Here is a 21,244-nt window from a genome sequence, read left to right on the forward strand (position 1 = left end):
GCCATGCGCACATGGATAGGCATCATGGCCCTGGCCTGCGCGTTCGGTGCGCAGGCGGCCCCGAAAGTCGCCGTTACCGACCTGGCTTACCAGCAACGGGTGGAGGAATACATCCACACCGTTTCGGCCCAGAGCAACTTCCAGGCAAACACCTACAGCGCCAGCGCGTCGTCGAGCTACGACGAGATGGAAGCCACCAGCAGCTACATCGAGCAGGGCGAACTGCGCAAGTTCACCGGAGACATCAAGGGTGAAATCCTGCGCAGCGGCATGTTCCAGCTGGTACAGGGCACGCCTCACACCGAGTCCTCCACCGGCGACGTCTACGATGTGATCAAGCGCATCAAGGCCGGACGTTTCAAGGGCGCCGACTACGTGTTGTTCGGTACGGTATCGGACATCGACTTCACCCGCGACATCAATGAGCTGGCCAACACCGACAGCTACTCGGCAGTGCTTGGGCTGACCCTGGTGGCCGACTTCAGCCTGATCAATACCCGCACCTTCGAAATCACTTCGGCGTTCACCGCCATGGGTGAAGGCCAGGACACCAAATTGCTGAACCACCGAGACGCGCGCATCAGCCTCAACCGCCCCCGTGTGGTACGCGACGTGTCCAAGGCGCTGGGTGAAGACGTGGCTCGACAACTGAGCGAACAGCTCGGCGGTCCAAGCCATGAGTTACCCGGCGAGCCCGTACCGCGCAATAACCTGCCACGGGACACCGCGCCGGTGATCCTGCGCTAAGCATCAGGGCCCCTGTTCTCCAGATCGGGAACAGGGGCCCTGATGGCGTCATCAAGCGTTTGCCTGAGCCGCCCCAACCAGCCACTCTCAGGCTTTCTCGCCGATTGTTCGTGCAACGATGCTGACGACGACCAGGCCTGTGCCAGCTTCAAGACATTTGCGACTTGCCGCGTGTAGGCACGAACCTCATCGAGCCCTTCGACCAACGGCAGGGCGATGCCGGTGGCGCTATCAAAGGCCTCGATCGTCGGAGCGACGCCGAGCTTGCCACGGAACAACGGGATACCGAGCCCCGGCATCAACAGGCCCACCAACAGCCGTGGATCGCGGCGGCTGACACTCAGGCCAACACTGGCGAGCGCCACGGCCACGCCAATGACCTGGCCGGCCGTTGCCAACAGCGACAGGCGTTTATTGGACTCGTCATCGAAAAAAATCGCCCGATATCGAAAGTAATCACTGAACACTTCCCGCTCGTCCAGCGCCGCATTCATGAACCAGGCGCGAGAGTCGTGGACATGTTCATCGAACAACCGCACCAGCTCCCTCGCGTCTTCATCGCGAGGCGCCAGATCTTCACCGAACCAGCGCATGACCTCCCGATTGCCGGCCCGGCGCAGGTCACGGTATTCCTCGGCCTCATCCTGCTCGTTGAGCAGGTATACCAAGCCGCCTACCGAGGCATTGATGAGGTGACCTTGGCTCAGGCCCGAACCGAAGGGACTCAGGCTCCACTCAGGTATGTAGTCGCGGCGAAAATCCAGCATGGCGTCGTGTAGCTGTCGCTGATCCAGGCTCGGCTCGAACGTCTTTGCCGGATTGAGCGCGATCTCGTGCGCACCAGTCCGTTGTTCATAAGCACGCTTCAGGGCCAAGTGTCTTTCATGCTCAACGGAGGCAGCGGGCGGCTCCTTACCGGCACGCAGGGCAGTATCTTCCTCCCGTTGTCGCAGGTGCAGCGCGGTGAAGGCCGAACGTTCCTCTTCGCTCATGTCCTTGCCCTGCACATGGGCCCAGGCCGAAGTCGTGCGAAAGAGAAAATTGGCATAGCGACTGATGCGCCAACCAGTGATCAATCCGGCTTCCCGGGCCATCACCTCTTCGAGCGGCCCATTGTCCTGGGCATCGAGCCAGATGTTGAAGCGACGGGTCAGTGTTGGGGAGATGTCGAAAGCCTCGTACGTCGCGCCATCCATGACCAACCACGGCCAGCGCTCTTTCTGCTCATCGCTGAGGGCATCGGCAGGGGCCTGCAAGGGGGCACCGACCTGATAGGCCTCATGAAACATGTGTTGCAGGGGCAATTGGGACAGCAGCTCGTGATTCCCTGCCAACGCCTTGCCCTGATCTCCCGGCGGATACCCCCCGCCAACATCCGAATGTACACCCGGATAGAGGTATTCAAACGTACCCGCGCGATAGGTGGAGGGACAATCGGGATCGTCGGGGTTGGCTTTTCGACGGATCGAATCCAGGGGAAAACTACCCCGCTGCTCATGGGCTGCGACCAGGTGCACACAACGCTCCAGAAATACCGGCGACTCGGGCAAGCGTAGCGAACCGTCCGCCCAGCCCATGTGACCGCTGACAAAGGGCGCCAGATACGCCATGCCCACCGATGCCACCGTGTCGAACAGACCGAGGAAACCGACGCTGATGGGCACACCGGCGAACAGGTAGCAGGTTTCGCCGTTCGCCTCGACTTCGGTCAGTTGTTGTAACCACTGGGTAAACGTCCGGGCCTGGGCGGCGCCACGGGAGAAGCCATAGACATACAGGCGCAGAGCCTTGATCCGGGGGATCGAGCGACTGGCGTGCAAGCGCTCGACAGTCTCGCCCAAGACGGTCAATGGCTCTTGCAGCACGGCCCGCCGGCGCTGTTGTCCGCGGTCGAGTACATCGCCGAAGCCACTGCTCATCTGCCGGACCCAGGCAACGGCTTGCATCGGTTCCAGGTGTGACTCGCCACAGTGTCGACGCAAAGCATCGATCAGCCGCGTCAGGCCCCAGTTGATACGATTTTCTCCACCGCGAGCCGCCACCAGCCCCATGGCGTCAGGTTCAGACTCGCCGATTTCCGGGAACTCGGTGCCGACACCCTGCATGTAGTAGGCATAGAAACCAGCCTCATTGGCCCGGCTTTGCCCCGGACCGCCCCCCCTACCCAGGCTGGCGTGATACAGCCGCGCCACGTTGCTGGTGGTCGGCGGGTGGTTCCGTTTGTCTGTGGGTTCGTGGTTATTGGTGCCGTCAAAACACACCGTGATATGCAACACGTCCATGCAGGGTGGGCCGGAATAGGGAACATTCGCCTCTCTGCAAGCCGCCCTGGAAATGTCTGCAGCTTCAATCAGGGTTCTCTGCTGTTCGACCTGATTGCGCGCCACGTCTTCAGGCGTTCGCGGCAACATGCCCTCACTCGTGAAGAATGGCGTGGCGGCCAGGGCCTGCGCCCCGCTTTTCAATGTACCGGGCATGGCGACGGCGCCTCCATTCTGGAGGGGAAACCGAAGGGATAACCGGGCTTGCCCGGCAACATCACCCCCGCGGACACGGCGACTTGATCGCAAGGCAGGAAGTGCACATCGACCACACCGAGCCGCTCGTAGGACGCCACTTCTGCCCAGACCCTGTGCCGGCTGTAGCCGGCCCGATGTGCGTTCATCCGTGCCCGCCATTCATCGGTGTGCCGTTGCTCCGGCCAACGGCCATAAGCGTGGGGCGCCGGATCCTTCTCCCACTCCACCAACACCTTCAGCCCCGGACGCCATTGGGCAGGCATTGCGACGCAACAGTTCTGCTTGCCTCCGCCGCCATAAGGCCCGATGTCCGGCCCACCGTTGCGGTTGACGCTGAAGTGATGGATGGCCGCCGCCGTGTGGTTATAGCCTTCGATGGGTGTACCGATCAGGGTAGTTTGCGCAGGCATGCAACCGCAAAGAACACCGAAGACCGACAGCCCCCATGTCCTCATGCACGTCATGGGTCGATACCTCGCTCACCCTTCGCTTGCGCGGCGCATTTCGCGAGCCAGCCCTGGAGAAACTGCTCACGCGCCATGCCTATCAGTTGCTGGCGGTCTGCATCGACATGAACGCGAAAGGCCTGGTAGGTGAACATCTCGAACGAATCGAAACCGTATGTACTCGGAAGGATTTCCTGACGAATACACCATTGTTGCGTATCGCTGAGGGCGCCCACCTCAGTGACTTGCGCATCGCTCAATCGCAACGCCAACGCGCCCCGCCCTGCCGCCCTCTGCCGGACATCGAACCCCGCCATCTGGCAGGCCTTGCCATCGCGGTCGATCCATTGCCAATTGATAACACCCTCATGGAGCATCTTGAGCTGGTCGGGATCGAGCAGTTCACACACGAGCCTGAACAAGCGGGTGTCGTAGTAGCGCAGCACACCGCTTTTGTGGCCCTGCTCCCATTCGGCCTGGGTGCACCACCCCAGACGTTCGCCAAGGGCATCGAACGACCAGCGGCTGAACAGCGCCAGCACCCGCGAACGGCGGTAGCACACCTGGAGAAAGCCCGACAGCCAGTCCCGCTGCGCGGTATTGAACAGCAGAACCCGCACCAGCACGGGCCCCTGGTCGGCGAAGGCACGCTCGGGGGAGTCCTGAAACAGAAGCCGGTAGCGCGGCGACGGTGCGAGTTGGTTCAACCGTCGCAACAGCGGATAGTCGAACAGCGCGCAGTCGATCAGCAGATCCACATGAGCGAGGCCGCAGGCCTTGGCCTGGGCGCATAGATGTTGCAGCCATTGCAGGGCAGTTGGAGACATGATCATCCTTGAAAGTTGAACCGCTCAGAGGCGGGGGGCCAGGCCTTTGGCCTGAGCTTGGGCCTGTTGAAAGCAGCGCTTGCACAGCACGCCGATCGACAAGGGCGAGCGACCTGCCGGCGGCCCGGTCGCGGCTTCGCTTATCGCGACGACACCCGTCGAAGCGCCTGCGTGTCCAGCCTCAGGCTCGTCGGTTTCGCCCGGTCGGCGGGCCGGTTTGTACCGCAGAGCCGCTCCAGGACCCGGACCACCTCCCTGCTCGACGGCAATGCTGCTGAAAATGCCGTCAGCACCAATGCGCAGGAAATGCCCACCGCCCTCCAGGGTCAGCTGCGATCCGGACTTGACTGTCAGGGCACCTGCGCATTCGAGCTGCAGGACCTGCCCGGCGCGGATTACCAGGGTCTCGCCAGCCTGTGCATGGAAGCTGCCGTTGATGTTGAGAAAGTCGTCGGCATCCAGTTGCGTCACGCGATGCCCTCCGACGGTGTGGTGCTCCTCGCCCCGCACTTCGCTGTAACGCTGACCGGCCAGGGTAATGCGCTGGTCACGGCCGATCTCCAGCGTGTGGTCATTGCGCACGTTGGCGAACAGGTCGCGTTCGGCCCGCAAATAGATCCGTTCAGTTCCCTTTCGGTCTTCGATGTGCAATTCGTTGCTGCCACCCCCTCCCGGTGAACTCCGGCTCTTGAAGACACTGCGGGTGTCGTTGAGGGGTAACCCATGGGGAACCGGGTTGGCCTGGTTCGGCACGCAACCGGTGATCAGCGGTTGATCGGGGTCGCCTGCAAGGAAGGTGACCACGACTTCCATGCCGACCCGGGGGATCAACTGGGTGCCGAAGCCATCCCCTGCCCACCCCGTGGCAACCCGCACCCAACAACTGCTCCGTTCCGGGTTACCTTCGGCGCGATCCCAATGGAATCGGACCTTGACCCGGCCATACTCGTCGCAATGAATCTCGCTGCCTTGCGGGCCGCTGACCGTGGCCGTCTCACTGACCAGCAGCGGTCGCCGATGCCTCACGGACGGGCGATAGAACACGTCCCACGGAATCGCCTTGAACCGGTTGCCATAGCCCTGCTCCGGATTCCCCTCCCCCACATCGCCAATGGCATCTTCAAGGACTTGGGGTTGCGAACCTTCATGCCTGAGCCAGGTGAGCAACCAACGCTGGTTCCAGCAAGCCCGGCCGTGGTTCTCCAGCCTCATGAAATGCCCGCTCACCAGGGCTGGCTGGTTGCTGCCACCTTCGGCAACGCAGGTGTCTCTTTGCCGGCGTTGCAGGGCCCGCAGGGCCGCCTGTCGGCCTTGGGCCAATGTCAGGAAACGCCCTGGCGCGTAGGCATAGTCCTCGCGATCCGGCTGCGCGCCCTCTTCGCCAAACGGCTTGTGTCGAGAGGCACCTTCCAGGGTCAGGCGAGGCTTTTCGAAATCATGGTCACGCCGGGTGACCCGGCTGGTGGCGCCTCGTACCCGAACGGAGAAGGTCCTGATCGTGGGTTCGTCGGCGACCATCGCGCTGTCAGGCACGAACGGTGTAGGTGGAAGACTCCTGAACCGGGACTGGTCATCACCAAATACCAGGATATGCCGCTGCGGCCCATGCTCGAAGTGGTAATGCCAACCTTCTTCTTCGCACAGACGCTGGATAAAGGCCAGGTCGCTTTCTTCGTACTGGGTGCAATAGTCCCGGGGCGGATATTCCGTGGGGCCCAGTTGAAAACGAAAGGCATCTTCCAGCAGACCCTGCAGCTTGAGCACCTCGGTGATGATCTGGCGAACGGTCTGCCGCTGGAAGATTCGCCGATTGAAAGCCAGGTCGAGACTGCTCAGGCGCGGCACCAGCGTCGCGTGATAATGGGTCAGCCGCTGCCCGGACTCACCCACGGCGAAATCCGCGATTTGCCCATGGATGCCATTGCCCAGGGTATCGAAAGCCAGGAAGGCGGGACGATGCAGAAACCGCTCAAGCGCCAGGCCGGCGAGCTCGCTGACGAGCCTGATCCTGAATTGAAAAGGTCGACTGATGGCCTCCGTGCCCTCGAAGGCGAGCACACCGAACTCATGGGGCACGCTGTCGATCGTGAACCTGAACTGCGCTGTGGAGGGAGCGGGCATTGGCGGTCACCGGATGAACGAGAGAGCCCCCATGATCGAAAAATCGACGCGGGCCGTATGCCGCCTCAATCCGAACACCGCATAAGTAAATTCCCCGCTTACCCCCAGTTCGGTCTGTCAGAAAAGGTGGATTTGTAGGCTGATACCTACCCGCAAGACAAAAAAAATGTGGGAGCGAGTCTGCTCGCTCCCACAGGTTTCAAGCCGTAGCAAAAAAGCTTTACACGGCGGCTTTGCGAATCGTCGCCAGTAGACCCGCCGCGCCAATGAACAACCCGGCGAAGGTCCGGTTCATCCGCCTTTGCTGCGTGGGAGTGCGCAACAGGCGCAGGACTTTGGAGGCCAGCCCGGTGTAGCCGGCCATGACGATGAGGTCGACGCCAATCATGGTCACGCCCAGGATCAGGTACTGTTTGAGCAGAGGGGCATGGGGATCGATGAACTGCGGCAGTACCGCCAGCATGAACACCAATGCCTTGGGGTTGCTGATGTTCACCAGAAAGCCACGGAACATCAGCGCCAAGGGCTTGCCGATGGGCCGTGGAGTGGCGTCATCGCTGATCTCGCCGGGGATGGCTCGCCACTGCTTGATGCCCAGGAACACCAGGTAGGCAACCCCGAACCATTTGATTGCATAGAACGCCGTGGCTGAGGTGGAGAGGATCGCGCCGACGCCCGCTGCGACAATCACGATCTGCAATGCCAGGCCCAATTGCAGGCCCAGGGCATTCCAGTAGCCACGCCAGAAACCGTACTGCAGACCGCTGGACATCGATGCGATGGCACCCGCGCCCGGCGAAAGACTGATCACCCAACAAGCGGCGAAAAACGCCAGCCATGTTTCCAGCACCATTGCACACCTCGGCTCGGACTCGTCGAATTAACTACGCTAATGCGACTATCGGATAAACGCCATGAATTTTTTACGTCGCCGCCAAAGCGTCAAGCTTGAACAACCACTCATGGAAATGCGGGCAGTTCAGACGCATGGCATCTAACCCGATCTCACAAGCGATCAAGGGGCCATGAAATGTTTTTTGGTATTCAGGCATCGCCTTGGATATACGCTTGGAGGGTGCAGTCTGCGGGCTGTTGTTGATATCTTCCGGTGTCTGATAGCCACTGGCGATCGTTTTAAGGGCAGGTACAACCGTTGAGTCATCCGTCCATTCTGCAAACTTATCAGTGTCTGCGAAGAGAAGTGCTTCGAACTCATGCACCATCAAGTTGGGAATGAAGTTCTTTTCCCCAATATCGATCGCCAGTTGGGCTTCCAGAAAACAAGCCTTTTGGCGCCCTGTACCCGCAATCGGGAAATCGGCAGACGCCAAGCCGGGGAAATCACCGGGCAATGCATAGAGATCAAACATTGTGGTGACCTGCGCAGCATGATGCTCCCGACATAGGCGAGTCACTTGATGTTTGACTTTTCCATAGCTGACAACGCCCCCTTATTGCCGGGGCTTGTGCTGATGATGATCGGCGTAAGAAAAACACCAAATGCCCAATAATGAGGAGCCAGCAACTCGTTGACGAAGGCCTCTTCCGTCTGCCCTTCTACAAGAAGAACGACTCGACTCATCGGCTCGGCCTCCCACCCAATATGTTCTTCTTCCAAAGCTCACCAAGACTGAACTCTTCCAACCAGGCACTCAGAGCGACCGTATCCAATCGCTTGAACGTCGAGGCACCACCAACCTTGTCTACCACGATTAAATCTTCAGCGTCGAACTGATCAACGAGCTCTACTGACTGCGTCGAAATAATGAGTTGGTGTTTCTGAGAGACCGACTTCATCAGGCCACCCAGCGCAACGATGGCAAAGGGATGCAGCCCCAGCTCCGGCTCATCAATCAGAATGGCTGAGGGCATGAACTCCTCAGGCTGCAGCAACACGCTTGCCAGGCAGATAAAGCGTAACGTGCCGTCCGACAAAGCAGCTGCGGTAAAAGGGATGTCCTGGCCGACTTCTGTCCATTCAAGTTGTATCTTTTCCTTGTTATCAACCGTTGGGCGCAGATGAAAATCACCGAAGAACGGAGCCACCATCTGAATGGCCTTCACGATGCGCTTGTAGTGCGTTTCGTTATGGTTCTTCAATCGATATAAAAACGCAGCCAGATTTCGCGCATCATCGCGCAAATGCTCATTATCGTTGATGCCATGGATTTGCTTTACAAGGGCGCTGGAGCCCGTGTCATGGAAGTGATAGATGCGCCAGCTTCTGATAGCAGGAACGACATGTCTGTAGATCTGCGTCTTGGATTTTTGCTCAGCTGCGTACGACTCAAAGTGGCCGGATCTGGCACGCCAGTCACCACTAACATTCCACCACAGTGCCTCATGGCTGAACATCATGCGGTTATCTTGAGTGGGCTTGAGCTTGAATTTATAACCGTTATTGCCGAAGTACAGCTCTGCACAAAGCTCTTCGGTCTTTTTTCGACCGAAATGAAGCAAGGCATCAGGACCTCCGGCAGACCCCACCGAGAGCTGTAACTGTTCATCCAGGATGCGACTAATCAAGCGAAAGAAACCAATGAAATTGGATTTCCCTGCACCATTCGCACCGATAAGCACGTTGAGCTTGCCTAATTCGATATCGCATTCGGCGATGGACTTGTAACCCTTGAGGGTCAGCCTCGATAGCTGATCCGAATCGTAAACTTTCTTAACCATCCTAGCCTCCCGATACGGTGCATTCGACGAGAAAATCCATCAGTGCCTGCCTGAACAGTACCGGTATCGAACACCGGCTCAGCTTGAAAGTTTGTTTCAAACACTGACAAAAGAGGGTAGCGGTATCTAGGCAGTCTACTCGACCAACCCACCCACCGGAAAAGCCTCGCTGCCGCGCCAACGCCGCACCGAACGCTGGAAGAACAAGCTGTTGGGCACTTGCACCATGGAGCTGCCGGTGCCGAGCTCCTCGGGTTCGATCAAGGTGGTGTAAAGCAGGTTGATCGCCACCACTCGCCCTTTGATGCCGGGCTTGTCGGTCGCTTCCACCAGCTCGACCACATCGCCCAGGCGAAAGGGTCCGACGGTGTAGATCAGGACGGCGCACAGCAGGTTCGACAACACGCTCCAGATGGCGAAAAACGCCACCGCCGCCACCGCGACGAAGCCGGAAATCGCGGTCCACAATACCGTGGCCGATACCCCCAGGCGCTCGAGCACCACCAGCACCGCACTGCCCATGATCAGCCAGCGCAGCACGCCCCGCAGAACGATCAATAGGTGAGGTGGAAACGGGTAGCGCTCACCGAGTCCCGTCAGCGCACGCGCCACGACACGCTGCATCACGTAACCGACCAGCAGGATCAGCAGGACTTGCACGCCGAGCCAGAGCGGCTCGATCCACATGACCGGGATGGGCAAGGTCAACGCTTCCATCAGGACAGCGCCTCCAGCTCCGCTTGCAGGGTTTCCAGCAATTCCAGGGCTTGCATCCACGCCTCCTCCAGCTCCGCTTCCCGCACCTTCAACCGGGCCTGTTCGGCCAGCAGATCGCGCAGTTCATCCTTGCGCGCCGCCTCGTAGAGACCACTGTCCCCGAGGCGGGTTTCGATTTCATGCAGTTTTTCGTGCAGCTTGCCCAGCTCGGATTCGAGCTTGTCGGCCTCGCGCTTGTGCGGTGCCAGCTGCTGTCGCAGGGCAGCGGCGGCCTGGCGCTGGGCTTTCTTGTCGGTCTTGTCCGGGTTCGCCGACGTCGTGCTGACCGGCGCATTGCGCTGGCGGTAGTCCACCAGCCAACGGGCATAGTCTTCGAGGTCGCCGTCGAACTCCTCGACCTTGCCGTCGGCAACCAGGAAGAAATTGTCCGTGGTGCTCTTGAGCAGATGCCGATCGTGAGACACCACCAGCACCGCCCCGCTGAACTCCTGCAAGGCCATGGTGAGGGCCAGACGCATTTCCAGGTCCAGGTGGTTGGTCGGTTCGTCGAGCAAGAGCAGGTTCGGCCTCTCCCACGCGATCAGGGCCAGCGCCAGACGTGCCTTCTCGCCACCGGAGAAATTCAGCACCGGCTCGTCGATGCGCGCGCCGCGGAAGTCAAAGCCGCCGAGGAAGTCACGCAGGGTCTGTTCGCGTTCGGTCGGCGCCAGGCGCTGCAAGTGCAACAACGGGCTGGCCTTGGCATCGAGTGAATCCAGCTGGTGCTGAGCGAAATAGCCGACCACGGTGTTCTCGCCACGGGTCAGGCGCCCGGCCAGGGGCTGGAGTTCACCGGAGAGGTTCTTGATCAGGGTCGATTTACCGGCACCGTTGGGGCCCAGCAGGCCAATCCGGGCACCGGGCGTCAGCTGCAGCTTGACCTTCTCCAGTACAGTCTTGTCGCCATAGCCCAGTCGCGCATCGGACAGGTCGATCAATGGGCTGGAGATCTTGGTCGACTCGCGGAAGACAAAATCGAACGGCGAATCGACGTGGGCCGCCGACAGCTCCTCCATCCGTTCCAGTGCCTTGATCCGGCTCTGGGCCTGACGGGCCTTGGTGGCCTGGGCCTTGAAGCGGGCGATGTAGCTTTCCATGTGCGCACGCTGCGCCTGCTGCTTTTCGTAGGCCTGCTGTTGCTGGGCCAGGCGCTCGGCACGGGCGCGCTCGAAAGCCGTATAGCCACCGCGATACAGGACGAGCTTGCGCTGATCGACGTGGGCGACGTGGTCCACCACTGCGTCGAGAAAATCACGGTCGTGGGAAATCAGCAGCAGAGTGCCCGGGTAACTCTTGAGCCAGTCCTCGAGCCAGATGATGGCGTCGAGGTCCAAGTGGTTGGTCGGCTCGTCGAGCAGCAGCAGATCCGAGGGGCACATCAAGGCCTGGGCCAGGTTCAGGCGCATCCGCCAGCCGCCGGAAAAATCCCCGACCTGGCGGTCCATCTGTTCGTTGGTAAACCCCAGGCCGGCGAGCAATTTGCGGGCGCGGGCATCGGCGGTATAGCCGTCGGCGCTGTCGAGCTCCGAATGCAACCGGGCCAGGGCGGCGCCGTCGTGAGCCGCTTCGGCGACAGCCAGCTCGCGTTGAACCTGACGCAGGCGTATATCGCCGTCGAGCACATAGTCCACCGCCAGGCGTTCGAGGGTATCCACCTCCTGGCGCATGTGGGCAATACGCCAGTCAGCGGGCAGCGAGCAATCACCGGAGTCCGGGTGAAGCTCGCCTCGCAACAAGGCGAACAGGCTCGATTTGCCGGCGCCGTTGGCACCGATGAGGCCAGCTTTGTGGCCGGCGTGCAGGGTCAGCTCGGCGTCTTCTAGCAGACGTTGCGGGCCACGCTGTAAAGTCAGGTTCTGAAGTCGGATCATAATGGCGGCGGAGTCTACCAGCTTCGCTCGCAACTGGCGCGAGTAGCACGATGTCCTCTGACCTGTGGAGTTTCTCTCTCGACCTCTATGCCCGGCCCGGCGTGGAGCAGAGCTGCCTGGCCTTGCAGGAGGCTGGCGCGAGTGTCTGCCTGCTGCTTTGCGGCCTGTGGCTGGAACAGCGCGGCGTGGCCTGCGATGCACAAAGACTGCAACAGCTTCGGATGTTGGCAGAGCCTTGGGACAAAGAAGTGGTACAGCCATTACGGACGCTTCGCACCCAATGGAAAGCGGAGGCCGTTCAAGACACGGACCTCACTCACCTGCGCGAGCAGGTCAAGAAACTGGAGCTGCAAGCCGAGCGGTGTCTGTTGGAGCGATTGGAGGCCGTGGCTGCACATTGGCCTGAGGGCCAACAGGAAGATTCAGGTCGATGGCTGCAAGGGCTGGCGGCGAATGCCGGGCCAGCGAACCACGACGCGCTGCATCAGCTGCGCGTCGCGGTCTCCAGCACTTAGGAAGCGCTGGTTGGGGTGCTGGTGCTCGGCGCAACGGAAGCGGATGGGCTGACCGTCGAAGCCGGAGTGCTGGCGGCTGGAGCAGGGGTCGCTGTCGGGGCCGGCGACGCAGGCTTGGCGGCTGGCGCAGTCGCGGGCTTGGTAGCGGCCGGCTTTTTCACAGCGGGTTTTGCAGCTGGCTTGGCAGCAGCAGGTTTCGCTGCTGGTTTTACAGCCGCAGGTTTGGCAGCGGCCGGCTTGGCGGCAGCTGGCTTGGCGGCGGGTTTGGCCGCAGCCGGTTTGGTCGCAGCCTTGGCTGGTGCCTTGGCAGCGGCTGGCTTGGCAGCGGCGACAGGTTTGGCAGCAGCAGGTTTGGCGGCAGGCGTTTTCGTCGCGGCTGGTTTAGCAGCAGCTGTTTTCGTCGCTGCTGGTTTGGCAGCGGCCGCTTTGGTCGCCGCGGGTTTGGCAGCTGGCTTCGCCGCGACAGCTTTTACAGGCGCTTTGGCAACCGGTTTAGCCGCAGCGGTTTTCGTCGCGGCTGGTTTGGCGGCGGTTGTTTTAGCAGCAGGTTTGACAGCCGCTTTTGCAGCAGGCTTGGCGGCCGCTGTTTTTGCAACAGGCTTGGCGGTGGCTTTGACAGCGGTTTTTTTGGCCGTCGGTTTAGCAGCGCTGGCAGCGACCGGTTTAGCCGCAGGCTTGCTTGCCGCTTTGGCCGATGCTTTCGCGGCAGGCTTGGCAGCTGCCTTGGCCGGTGTTTTTGCCGCGACAGGTTTAGCAACCGGTTTCTTGGCCGATACAGCGGCAGGCTTGGCCGCACGAAGCGTCAGCGCCTTGCCGGCAGCTTCTTGCACGCGACCAACACCCTGGGCCAGCTTCAGGCTTTCCTGGGCATCACGCTTGAGTTGCAGAATGTAGCCGCGGGTTTCGGACTGACGATCCTTCAGGGCATCGAGCAGGTCTTCGAGTTCTTTCACGACGTCCTTGGCCTTGGCTTGTGCCTTGGCCTTGCCGGCGGTGGCTGCGTCTTGCAGTTTGGTGCGCGACTTGTGCAGTTTTTCCTGCGCCTTGCCGCGTTGTTTTTCCAGTTTGGCGAGCAATTTTTCAGCATCAGCCAGGGCTTGGGAGCAGGCATTTTCCAAATGATCGAGCAAGGCGCCCGAGAGTTGTTGGAGCAAGTGCAACGGAGTGTTTACAGGCTTCTTGGGGGCCGACATGGTTTACCTCCTGACTGACGTGAGTGCGGCTCATACTAGACCTCTGCTGCAACCGCCGCTAGGGCATGTTGACAGTACACAGGACGTTGCGTTGCAAGAGACAAAAAATCTTCTGCGCCATTGCCGGAGCAATCTCACTTCGCAGCGATCGGCGCTGGCATAATTCCTCCATTCGAGCTCGGAGAGCACACATGTCGCGTCACCTGTTTTTCCTCCTGTGCATGGTTTGCTCCATGGTCCAGGCGGTTGAAAAAACCAGCGCAAACGATGCCCATGACCTGGCCTACAGCCTGGGTGCGAGCCTGGGTGAGCGCCTGCGCCAGGATGTGCCCGACCTGCAGATACAGGCATTGCTGGAGGGCCTGCAACAGGCCTACCTGGGCAAGCCGCTGGCGCTCAAGGATGAACGCATCGAACAGATCCTGGCCAAGCATCAGGCACAGCTGACAGCGCAATCGACGACCCCACAGATTGAAGTGGCGCTGAAGACAGAGCAGAAATTTCTCAACGAGGAAAGAAACCGGCCAGGTGTAAAACAGTTGGAGGACGGCATCCTGCTGACTGAACTCAAGCCTGGCAACGGGGTGAAAGCCGGTCCCCACGGCAAGGTCCAGGTGCTGTATACCGGTCGATTGCCCGACGGCACCGTGTTCGACTCCAACCACCAGGCGCAGTGGTTCAGTCTCGACAGCGTGATCGATGGCTGGCGCAGCGCGTTGCCGCAGATGCCCGTAGGCGCGAAATGGCGACTGGTGATTCCTTCGACCCAGGCCTATGGCGCCGAAGGCGCCGGGGATGTGATTCCACCGTTCACGCCACTGGTGTTCGAGATCGAGTTGCTGGGTGCGACGAGCTGACATTGCCCAAACGAAAAACGGTGCGCAATGCGCACCGTTTTTTTTGCAGCAGAACCGTCAAGCCTGGACCGCCGCCTCTTCCTTATGGGCGTTATGCAGCACTTCGATCAGACAGTCTTCCAGCTCGAAGCGCTCGTGCAGCAGGCCACCCAGCTCCTTGAATTTTTCCGCTACGCATTTGCCTTCATCGCACAGGTCATTGAACGCCAGCAGCTTTTCGGTGATGACGTCGATGCGCGGGTAGATCTGTTCGGCGAGTTCCAGACCACGCTTGTCGTTGAAGGCCTTGGCCTCGCCGGTGAGCTGCTCGTAGATCTCGAAATGCCCGGCAGAGACATAGTCCACCAACACACCGCAGAACTCCTGCAACGGTTTACGGCTTTCACCCAACGCTTCAGGTTTATCACCGAGAGCATCATAGGCCCGAACCAGTTCGTGACGCTCCTGCAACCAGCGGTCGATCAGCAGATGCACCCCACCCCAGCGTTCCTGAGCATTCTGACAACTTTCGAGCATGGCGATTTCTTCCCTTGTGAGTCATGCCCCTCGCAGCCTGCATACACCTTGATGATTCATGGCAAGCCGGACACAACATGATCGAGCGGCATAATTCCAATGATACGTGCGGGCCAGATTATGCCCGCACGACAGCCGCTTCAAGGTACGCAGGCGACAAAGTTCATACAAGTGTTTAATCCGCGACTCGGATGAATTGCGACGTCTTGTCGCCCAGCGGTCGGATCAGAGCGTTCCAGACCAGGCGAAGCAGCAGGTAGGTCATTGCAATGGAGACGGCGAGGAAAAACAGCAGGCTCCATTCCGGGATGCTCAGATCGAACAGTGTCCAAGTGACGCCCGCACAGTCGACCGCGCCGTCGAGGGCTCGCTCCATGGCACTCCACCATGAACCCACGCCCTTCATTTGGGCCAGGCAATCGGGCATTGGCTCGAGCGAATGGCTTTGCAACAGAACCTGACGCCATGCCAGGGCCATTCCTCCCGACACGAAAACCAGTCCCGTCACCCCATAGAGAATGCTGCCCCTTCGACCCGGGCCATGCATGCAGGCCGCGAGACCGTTCACCAGAAACAGCACCAGGCACAAGCGCTGCAAGACACACAGGCTGCAAGGCGTCAGACCGACTGCATACTCCAGATAACTGGCGATGCCCAAAGCCAGGGCCGCGGCGGTGGAAGCCATGAAAAACAAGAAGCGAGAGCAAGCCAAAGACATGGCGGTTCCGTAACAGAAGAGACAAGCAGTTACGGTAGAGGAAAGCCCTCGGGCCTTTCAAGGCAGGCTCACGCAGACACTTCACCAAGGGTGTAGGGAATTCCCGACAGAGACGAGGGGATTCAGCGCAATCCCCTGTAGGACTTTCCCGAATACGTCATTTGAGCCTTGAGTCAGGCAGCGATCGGCGACCATCCTCCTGGCAAAACCCACTCGAACCGCCAAACGCGATCAGTGTTTCTTAACTGGACAGCGCCTGGGCCGGAACCGGCAACGGCGCAGCAAGCAAGCGCTCATCCAGCAGTCCCAGGCCCTCCTGGAACAGCTGGTTGCTGCGCTCGGCATCGCCCAGTTGTGCCAGTAATCTCGCCAGTTCGGCACACGCTTCGGGATTGCGCTGGATCTTCAGGCTGCCTTCCAGATAATCCCGCGCCTTGCCCCACAGGCTGTTCTGCAGACACAGGCGACCCAGCGTCAACAGCAGGCTGGAATCGGCCGGATGATCCTTGAGCCAACCTTCGGCCGCTTGCAGCTGTCGCGCTGGATCATTGCCGCGGACCAACCCGTACAGCCGTGCCAGGTGGCTGTCATAGTGACGCTTGAGCGCGGTGCGCAATACTTCCTCGGCGTCGCCCTGTGCCCCCAGTTGCCGCAGTTGTTCGGCATAGGCCAACACCAACGCCGACTCCTGGCGCTGCGCGGAAGTCAGCTGTTGCCAGGCGCGGTTGAGCGACTGCAAGCCGACGCTGCCGTCCTCTTCGCGATGGGCCGCCAGGGAGAGATTTTCACCCCAGGCCCGACGCTCCAGTTCAGCCAGTTCCATCGCCGGCAAGACCTTGTCCTTGCGCAGTTCCGGCAACAGGCGAATCACCGCCGACCAATCACCACGCTGCTGATGCAGTCGTTGCAATTGACGCAGGACCTGAACGTTATGGGGATGACGATCATGCATGGCTTGCAACGTGACCAAGGCGCCGTCGGTGTCGCCCCGGTCCACCTGCAACTGTGCGTGGTTCAATGCAATGGCCAGCTCTGCCTGGGGCTGGCGTTCCAGGGCGCGCTCCAGCAGGTTGTCGCTCTGTTCGTAAAGACCTTGCTCATTAGCCGCACGCGCCGCCCCGAGGTAATACAGCAACGGCTGGCGTTCGGCTTCCGCGGCACGATGCAAATGCCGTTGGGCACTGGCCCAGCGACCTTCGGCCAGGTCCAACTGACCGTGTTCGATCGCTACTTGTATGCGCCGGCTACGATTGCGCCGCGACCACGGGTTGACCACACCGCTGGACGTAGTCACCAGGCCGATCAAGGCGCGCACGCCCCGCCACAACAACCAGAGTACCGCCACCAGCGCCAGGGTGACCCACAGGCCGGCTTCGTAGCGAAAGCTCTTGTACGCCACCAGCACGTAACCCGAATGCTCGGAAATCGCCACGCCCAACAGGGCAGCGGCAGCGATGACCACGAACAGAATCACGTAGAGACGCTTCATGGCGTGGTCTCCTGCCCAGCAGGCTTGGCCAGCGGCTTGACCGACTCCTCGGCATTCAGATTGCGACGCTCCAGATAGGCCTGGACGCTGCTCAGGGTCACGGTCAGGTCCGGCGTGACCACCGTCACCGGCTGCTTGGCCAGTTCAGCCACTCGCTCGAGCATGACCTTGCTCTGCGGGTTGTCCTGGTTGAAGTTGTTCTGCAGTACATCGCGGGCCTCGAGCAACGCCTGGGTATACACCGGCGCTTGCCCGTTGAGGGCCGCCCATTGCGCCTGCTCCAATGCCAGGCTCAGGGCCAGGCGCACCTGCATCAGGCTCTGCCCGGCCAGCAGCGGACGGACGTTCTCGTCGGCATTGAAGTCGATGCGGATATAGCGCGAGATCTGATCCCACCACTGCGCCCAGCGGCTGGCCCCGTCGCCATCGGCCGTCAGGCCCAGCAGGGATTCGCCTCGATCCTTGTACTCGGGCGCCAGCTCCGAGAGTTGCAGCACTTGCTCACGCAGGGCCCCCAGTTGCAGGAACAGCCCGGTGCGATCCGGCTGCTCGGTGCTGCGCAGCGCCGCAAGCGTCTTGGCCAACTGCTCGCGGGCAGCGAACGAGCCCGGGTCGTTCTGTTCCCGCAGGATTTCGTCGGCGCCCTGGACCAGGGCCTGGGCACTGGTGATGTCTTGCAGGGCGGAAAGACGCAGGCTGGCAAGGCGCAACAGATGCTCGGCCTCGGCCAGGCGCCAATCCTTGCGGCTGGCACCCAGTACGGTTTCCAGCCGTTGGCTCAGGTGTTGCTGGTCGCCTTGTAGCTGGGCGACCTGACGCCGTCGCTCCTCCAGCTCTTCGGCCGCCGGCATCTGCGCGAGGCGCTCGCTGAGGCGTTGCTCATTGAGCTTGAGAGTCTGGGCCTGGTCATTCAGTGCCTGGACCTGGGTGGACTGTTGCTGGTTGTTGGCCTGCAGGTGACGCACCTGCCAGACGCCCCAGCCGCCAACGGCCACGCCAGCGGCCCCCAGCAGCAATGCGACAATGGCCAACCCGTTACCGCGACGCGGCGCCACCGGTGCCGGCGTTTCCACCGGAGCATCGATCACGGGTCGGTCTTGATCTTTTGGCAAGGCTGTTTCGCTCACGTATCCATCCTTTGCATTAGAAAACGGCACGGATTGTTCCCGTAAAGCCGCCAGCAAAGCCGCGGCACTGGCGCCACGACAATCCACAACTGATCGGGCCCCGGCGGCCCGCGCTATCTCGGCAACCCTGGGGCTTGGGACAAACAACGGCAACCGCGCCAGATCGGGCCAGGCGGCACCCGCCAGGCGGTGAAGATGCTCGAAGCTCTGCCCACTGCTGACCATCAGTGCGTTCAAGCGTTCCGCTTCGACCTTCGCCAGCAGTTCGCCTTCGCGATACTCAGGCAGGCCTCGCCGGTACAATTCCAGATAATCGACGCTAGCACCTTGCTCGCGCAAGCGCTCTGCCAGCAAACCGCGGCCGCCCTCACCACGCACGATCAGAACCTGGGGATTGCTCCGGGTGAGAGCCTGACGCAACACCGGGAGTTCCAGCAAGGCTTCGCTGTCGTCGCCATCGTCCGGATAAAACACCGTGAGGCCCGCATCGGCCAGGATCTGCCCGGTGGCTGCGCCCACGCTGAACCAGGGTTGCTCCGGCGGCTCCGGCCAATATTCACGCAGTTGCTCCAGGCACAACCGGGCGGCCGGCTTGCTGACGACGATCACGGCGCAGTACTGGTCGAGTCGCTGCAGCATCGCTCGGCCGGAATCGGAGAGGGGAATCGGTTCGATAGCCAGCAACGGCAGGCTGCTGCTGAATACGCCAGCCTCGGCCAAGACAGCAGCCAGGGCCGACGACTCGTCCTCCGGCCGGGTCAGCAGCAACCGCCAGCCCATCACGCGTGGCCAGCCTCGCCGTAGACCTTCTTGAGGATCGCGCCAGCGCCCTGGCTCAGCAGGTCTTCAGCGACCCGCACCCCCAGCGCTTCGGCATCGCCCCGGGGCGCCCGGGCTTCGGAGCTGAGCAGCGTGCCGCCGTCCGGATCGCCCACCAGGCCACGTAACCAGACCTGTTCGCCTTCCAGCACGGCGTAGCAGGCAATCGGTACCTGGCAGCCGCCGTTGAGGTGTTTGTTGAGGGCGCGCTCGGCGAAAACCCGGGTCGCCGTGTCTTCGTGATGCAGAGGAGCCAGCAGCGCGTGGATCCCGCTGTCGGCGCTGCGGCATTCGATGCCTACCGCTCCTTGCCCGCCGGCCGGCAGGCTGTCGTCGACGCTGATGGCCGAGGTGATGCGGTCCTCGAAGCCCAGCCGGATCAGGCCAGCGGCGGCAAGGATGATGGCGTCGTACTCGCCAGCGTCGAGCTTGGCCAGGCGAGTGTTGACGTTGCCTCGCAGAAAACGGATTTGCAGGTCGGGACGACGGGTCAGCAGCTGCGCCTGGCGACGCAGGCTGGACGTGCCGACGACGCTCCCGGCAGGCAACGCGTCAAGGCTGGCAAAGGCGTTGGAAACGAACGCATCGCGCGGGTCTTCGCGCTCGCAGATGCAAAACAGGCCCAGGCCTTCGGGGAAGTCCATGGGCACGTCTTTCATCGAATGCACGGCAATGTCGGCTTCGTTGTCCAGCAGCGCGGTTTCCAGTTCCTTGACGAACAAACCCTTGCCACCGATTTTCGACAGTGGCGAATCCAGCAGTTTGTCACCGCGACTGACCATGGGTACCAGCGTCACGACCAGGCCGGGATGGGCGGCCTCCAGACGGGCTTTGACGTACTCGGCCTGCCAGAGGGCCAGGGCGCTTTTACGGGTGGCGATGCGGATCTCGCGAGGGGACATGGATCAATCCGTACTTAAAAGATACGACGGATAATAACAGCTCAGCCAAATCCGCTTTGACTTGAATCACGACCCCAAGGCCTCCCTGGCCGTCAATGTCCTGAAAAATGAATGTCTCGAACGCCCCGCAATCGCGGGCTAAAGCTGCTGCATCATCTTGCGCACGCCCGCCACATGTCGTCGACTGACAATCAGCGCGTCGCCATTGAGGCCTTTGAGAAACAGCTGAAAATGCCCGAGGGGCGTGCGTTGCAGACGCTCGATGCGCTCGCGGGCCACCAGGGCGTTGCGGTGGATACGCACGAACCGCTCGCCGAACTCGTCCTCGAGCGCCTTGAGGGGCTCGTCCAGGAGCACCTCGCCACTCTCATGGCGCAAGGTCACGTATTTATGGTCGGCAATGAAGTAGACCACCTGGTTCAACGGGATCAGTTCGATGCCCTTGCGGGTTCGCGCACTGATGTGGCTGCGCGGGCCGCTGCCACTTTCCGCTGCCGGACGGGTCAGCGCCGCCAGTTGCACGCGGTTGGGCCGTTCGGCCTTGCGCAAGGCGTCAAGCAACGCCTCGGATGCCACCGGCTTGACCAGATAGCCCACGGCACCGGCCTGCAATATCTCGGGCGGGAAGTCGTCCCGGGTGGTACAGAACACCACGGCGGGGGGCGACTCTCGTTCGCACAGCTTCGCCGCCACCTGCAGACCATCCAGGCCAGGCATGCGAATGTCGAGCAGCACGATATCCGGCTTGTGGCTGTCGATAAGGGCCAACGCCTCGTCGCCATTGGTGGCGCTCGGCTCCAGGACACTGTAACCCTCGAGCTCGCCAACCATTCGGCTCAGGCGCTCGCGGGCCAGTGGTTCGTCATCAACGATCAGGACATTCATATTGCGCTGGATTCCTGCGTGAGTCTCGCACAAGGATAGCGTAGACAGGGGAAGTGACATCCGTCACCGCGATCCACGCTAAGACTCGCTCGAGGGCCAAAAAGTGCCGCGAGGCGGTTGCCTATCTTTACCAGCGCTTGCCGACCGATGCTCGAGGCCCGTTGTCGCACGGCGTCGCCGCGGGGATTGTTGATTTTCGATCTGATCAATATTGAGCCCCCCTGGTTGGTTCGCCCCATGCGCCATGATGGAAAAAG

General features: G+C 61.2%; 20 protein-coding genes and 2 pseudogenes. 3 read left to right on the forward strand and 19 right to left on the reverse strand.

The genetic code is table 11. From position 1 onward, the window contains the following. Positions 1 to 3 precede the first annotated feature (3 nt). Positions 4 to 747, forward strand: a complete 744-nt coding sequence (locus PCOSP_RS27990) for a hypothetical protein (RefSeq protein ID WP_041021879.1) — start codon at positions 4 to 6, stop codon at positions 745 to 747. Here PCOSP_RS27990 and PCOSP_RS27995 read toward each other — a convergent pair. From PCOSP_RS27995 to PCOSP_RS28040, 10 genes are all read right to left on the reverse strand, one after another. Next, positions 744 to 3,224, reverse strand: coding sequence for a T6SS phospholipase effector Tle1-like catalytic domain-containing protein (locus PCOSP_RS27995; RefSeq protein ID WP_464709939.1), 2,481 nt, complete (start codon positions 3,222 to 3,224; stop codon positions 744 to 746). The two genes, PCOSP_RS27990 and PCOSP_RS27995, sit on opposite strands and share 4 nt — an antisense overlap. After that, the gene (locus PCOSP_RS28000; RefSeq protein ID WP_257225555.1) at positions 3,209 to 3,676 is read right to left on the reverse strand and encodes a DUF3304 domain-containing protein; all 468 of its coding nucleotides are present in this window, start codon (positions 3,674 to 3,676) and stop codon (positions 3,209 to 3,211) included. Before PCOSP_RS28000 ends, PCOSP_RS27995 begins: the two co-directional genes overlap by 16 nt. A 50-nt stretch (positions 3,677 to 3,726) precedes the next feature. Next, positions 3,727 to 4,539 carry a DUF4123 domain-containing protein gene (locus PCOSP_RS28005; protein WP_176562969.1) on the reverse strand — a complete coding sequence of 271 codons (813 nt, stop codon included), beginning with the start codon at positions 4,537 to 4,539 and terminating at the stop codon, positions 3,727 to 3,729. A 24-nt stretch (positions 4,540 to 4,563) separates the two neighbouring features. Continuing rightward, positions 4,564 to 6,660 carry a type VI secretion system tip protein TssI/VgrG gene (gene tssI, locus PCOSP_RS28010; protein WP_464709940.1) on the reverse strand — a complete coding sequence of 699 codons (2,097 nt, stop codon included), beginning with the start codon at positions 6,658 to 6,660 and terminating at the stop codon, positions 4,564 to 4,566. Positions 6,661 to 6,880: 220 nt separating this feature from the next. Next, positions 6,881 to 7,513 carry a homoserine/homoserine lactone efflux protein gene (gene rhtB, locus PCOSP_RS28015; RefSeq protein WP_139641065.1) on the reverse strand — a complete coding sequence of 211 codons (633 nt, stop codon included), beginning with the start codon at positions 7,511 to 7,513 and terminating at the stop codon, positions 6,881 to 6,883. A 70-nt stretch (positions 7,514 to 7,583) separates the two neighbouring features. Next, the gene (locus PCOSP_RS28020) at positions 7,584 to 8,075 is read right to left on the reverse strand and encodes a DUF4276 family protein (RefSeq protein ID WP_464709941.1); all 492 of its coding nucleotides are present in this window, start codon (positions 8,073 to 8,075) and stop codon (positions 7,584 to 7,586) included. Continuing rightward, positions 8,072 to 8,242: a DUF4276 family protein gene (locus tag PCOSP_RS28025; RefSeq protein ID WP_464709942.1), complete on the reverse strand. Its 171-nt coding sequence runs from the start codon at positions 8,240 to 8,242 to the stop codon at positions 8,072 to 8,074. The genes PCOSP_RS28020 and PCOSP_RS28025 overlap by 4 nt, the downstream gene beginning before the upstream one ends. After that, entirely contained in the window at positions 8,239 to 9,339 is a 1,101-nt protein-coding gene (locus PCOSP_RS28030) for an AAA family ATPase (RefSeq protein WP_464709943.1), read from the reverse strand. Before PCOSP_RS28030 ends, PCOSP_RS28025 begins: the two co-directional genes overlap by 4 nt. Before the next feature lie 135 nt (positions 9,340 to 9,474). Then, positions 9,475 to 10,056, reverse strand: coding sequence for a mechanosensitive ion channel family protein (locus PCOSP_RS28035; RefSeq protein ID WP_024780536.1), 582 nt, complete (start codon positions 10,054 to 10,056; stop codon positions 9,475 to 9,477). Next, positions 10,056 to 11,966, reverse strand: a complete 1,911-nt coding sequence (locus PCOSP_RS28040; protein ID WP_139641067.1) for an ATP-binding cassette domain-containing protein — start codon at positions 11,964 to 11,966, stop codon at positions 10,056 to 10,058. Before PCOSP_RS28040 ends, PCOSP_RS28035 begins: the two co-directional genes overlap by 1 nt. Before the next feature lie 50 nt (positions 11,967 to 12,016). Here PCOSP_RS28040 and PCOSP_RS28045 point away from each other — a divergent pair, with 50 nt between their 5' ends. Further along, entirely contained in the window at positions 12,017 to 12,481 is a 465-nt protein-coding gene (locus tag PCOSP_RS28045) for a TIGR02444 family protein (RefSeq protein WP_139641070.1), read from the forward strand. Here the strand turns inward: PCOSP_RS28045 and PCOSP_RS28050 are convergent. Continuing rightward, positions 12,478 to 13,674 (reverse strand): AlgP family protein, encoded by a 1,197-nt coding sequence (locus PCOSP_RS28050; RefSeq protein ID WP_139641072.1) that lies wholly within the window; start codon positions 13,672 to 13,674, stop codon positions 12,478 to 12,480. The two genes, PCOSP_RS28045 and PCOSP_RS28050, sit on opposite strands and share 4 nt — an antisense overlap. A 191-nt stretch (positions 13,675 to 13,865) precedes the next feature. Here PCOSP_RS28050 and PCOSP_RS28055 point away from each other — a divergent pair, with 191 nt between their 5' ends. Further along, complete coding sequence (locus PCOSP_RS28055) at positions 13,866 to 14,531, forward strand: FKBP-type peptidyl-prolyl cis-trans isomerase (RefSeq protein ID WP_139641074.1); 666 nt, start codon at positions 13,866 to 13,868, stop codon at positions 14,529 to 14,531. 57 nt (positions 14,532 to 14,588) lie between these two features. Here the strand turns inward: PCOSP_RS28055 and PCOSP_RS28060 are convergent, their stop codons facing one another. From PCOSP_RS28060 to PCOSP_RS28095, 8 genes and pseudogenes are all read right to left on the reverse strand, one after another. Then, on the reverse strand, positions 14,589 to 15,047 hold the full coding sequence (locus tag PCOSP_RS28060) for an Rsd/AlgQ family anti-sigma factor (RefSeq protein WP_041022643.1): 459 nt from the start codon (positions 15,045 to 15,047) through the stop codon (positions 14,589 to 14,591). A 175-nt stretch (positions 15,048 to 15,222) separates the two neighbouring features. After that, positions 15,223 to 15,765, reverse strand: a complete 543-nt coding sequence (locus PCOSP_RS28065) for a disulfide bond formation protein B (RefSeq protein ID WP_139641076.1) — start codon at positions 15,763 to 15,765, stop codon at positions 15,223 to 15,225. Between the two features lie 241 nt (positions 15,766 to 16,006). After that, the gene (locus PCOSP_RS28070; RefSeq protein WP_139641078.1) at positions 16,007 to 17,254 is read right to left on the reverse strand and encodes a heme biosynthesis HemY N-terminal domain-containing protein; all 1,248 of its coding nucleotides are present in this window, start codon (positions 17,252 to 17,254) and stop codon (positions 16,007 to 16,009) included. Next, positions 17,251 to 18,381: a uroporphyrinogen-III C-methyltransferase gene (locus PCOSP_RS28075; RefSeq protein WP_257225577.1), complete on the reverse strand. Its 1,131-nt coding sequence runs from the start codon at positions 18,379 to 18,381 to the stop codon at positions 17,251 to 17,253. Before PCOSP_RS28075 ends, PCOSP_RS28070 begins: the two co-directional genes overlap by 4 nt. 36 nt (positions 18,382 to 18,417) lie before the next feature. Beyond that, a pseudogene (locus PCOSP_RS28080) lies at positions 18,418 to 19,161 on the reverse strand (uroporphyrinogen-III synthase); the annotation flags it as partial. Continuing rightward, on the reverse strand, positions 19,161 to 20,102 hold the full coding sequence (gene hemC, locus PCOSP_RS28085; RefSeq protein WP_464709944.1) for a hydroxymethylbilane synthase: 942 nt from the start codon (positions 20,100 to 20,102) through the stop codon (positions 19,161 to 19,163). The gene hemC and the pseudogene PCOSP_RS28080, both read right to left, overlap by 1 nt. 138 nt (positions 20,103 to 20,240) lie before the next feature. Beyond that, positions 20,241 to 20,987, reverse strand: coding sequence for a LytR/AlgR family response regulator transcription factor (locus PCOSP_RS28090; RefSeq protein WP_139641084.1), 747 nt, complete (start codon positions 20,985 to 20,987; stop codon positions 20,241 to 20,243). Then, positions 20,984 to 21,133 (reverse strand): annotated as a pseudogene (locus PCOSP_RS28095) (sensor histidine kinase); the annotation flags it as partial. The pseudogene PCOSP_RS28095 and the gene PCOSP_RS28090, both read right to left, overlap by 4 nt. Positions 21,134 to 21,244 lie beyond the last annotated feature (111 nt).

The organism is Pseudomonas sp. MAFF 730105 (assembly GCF_055380705.1).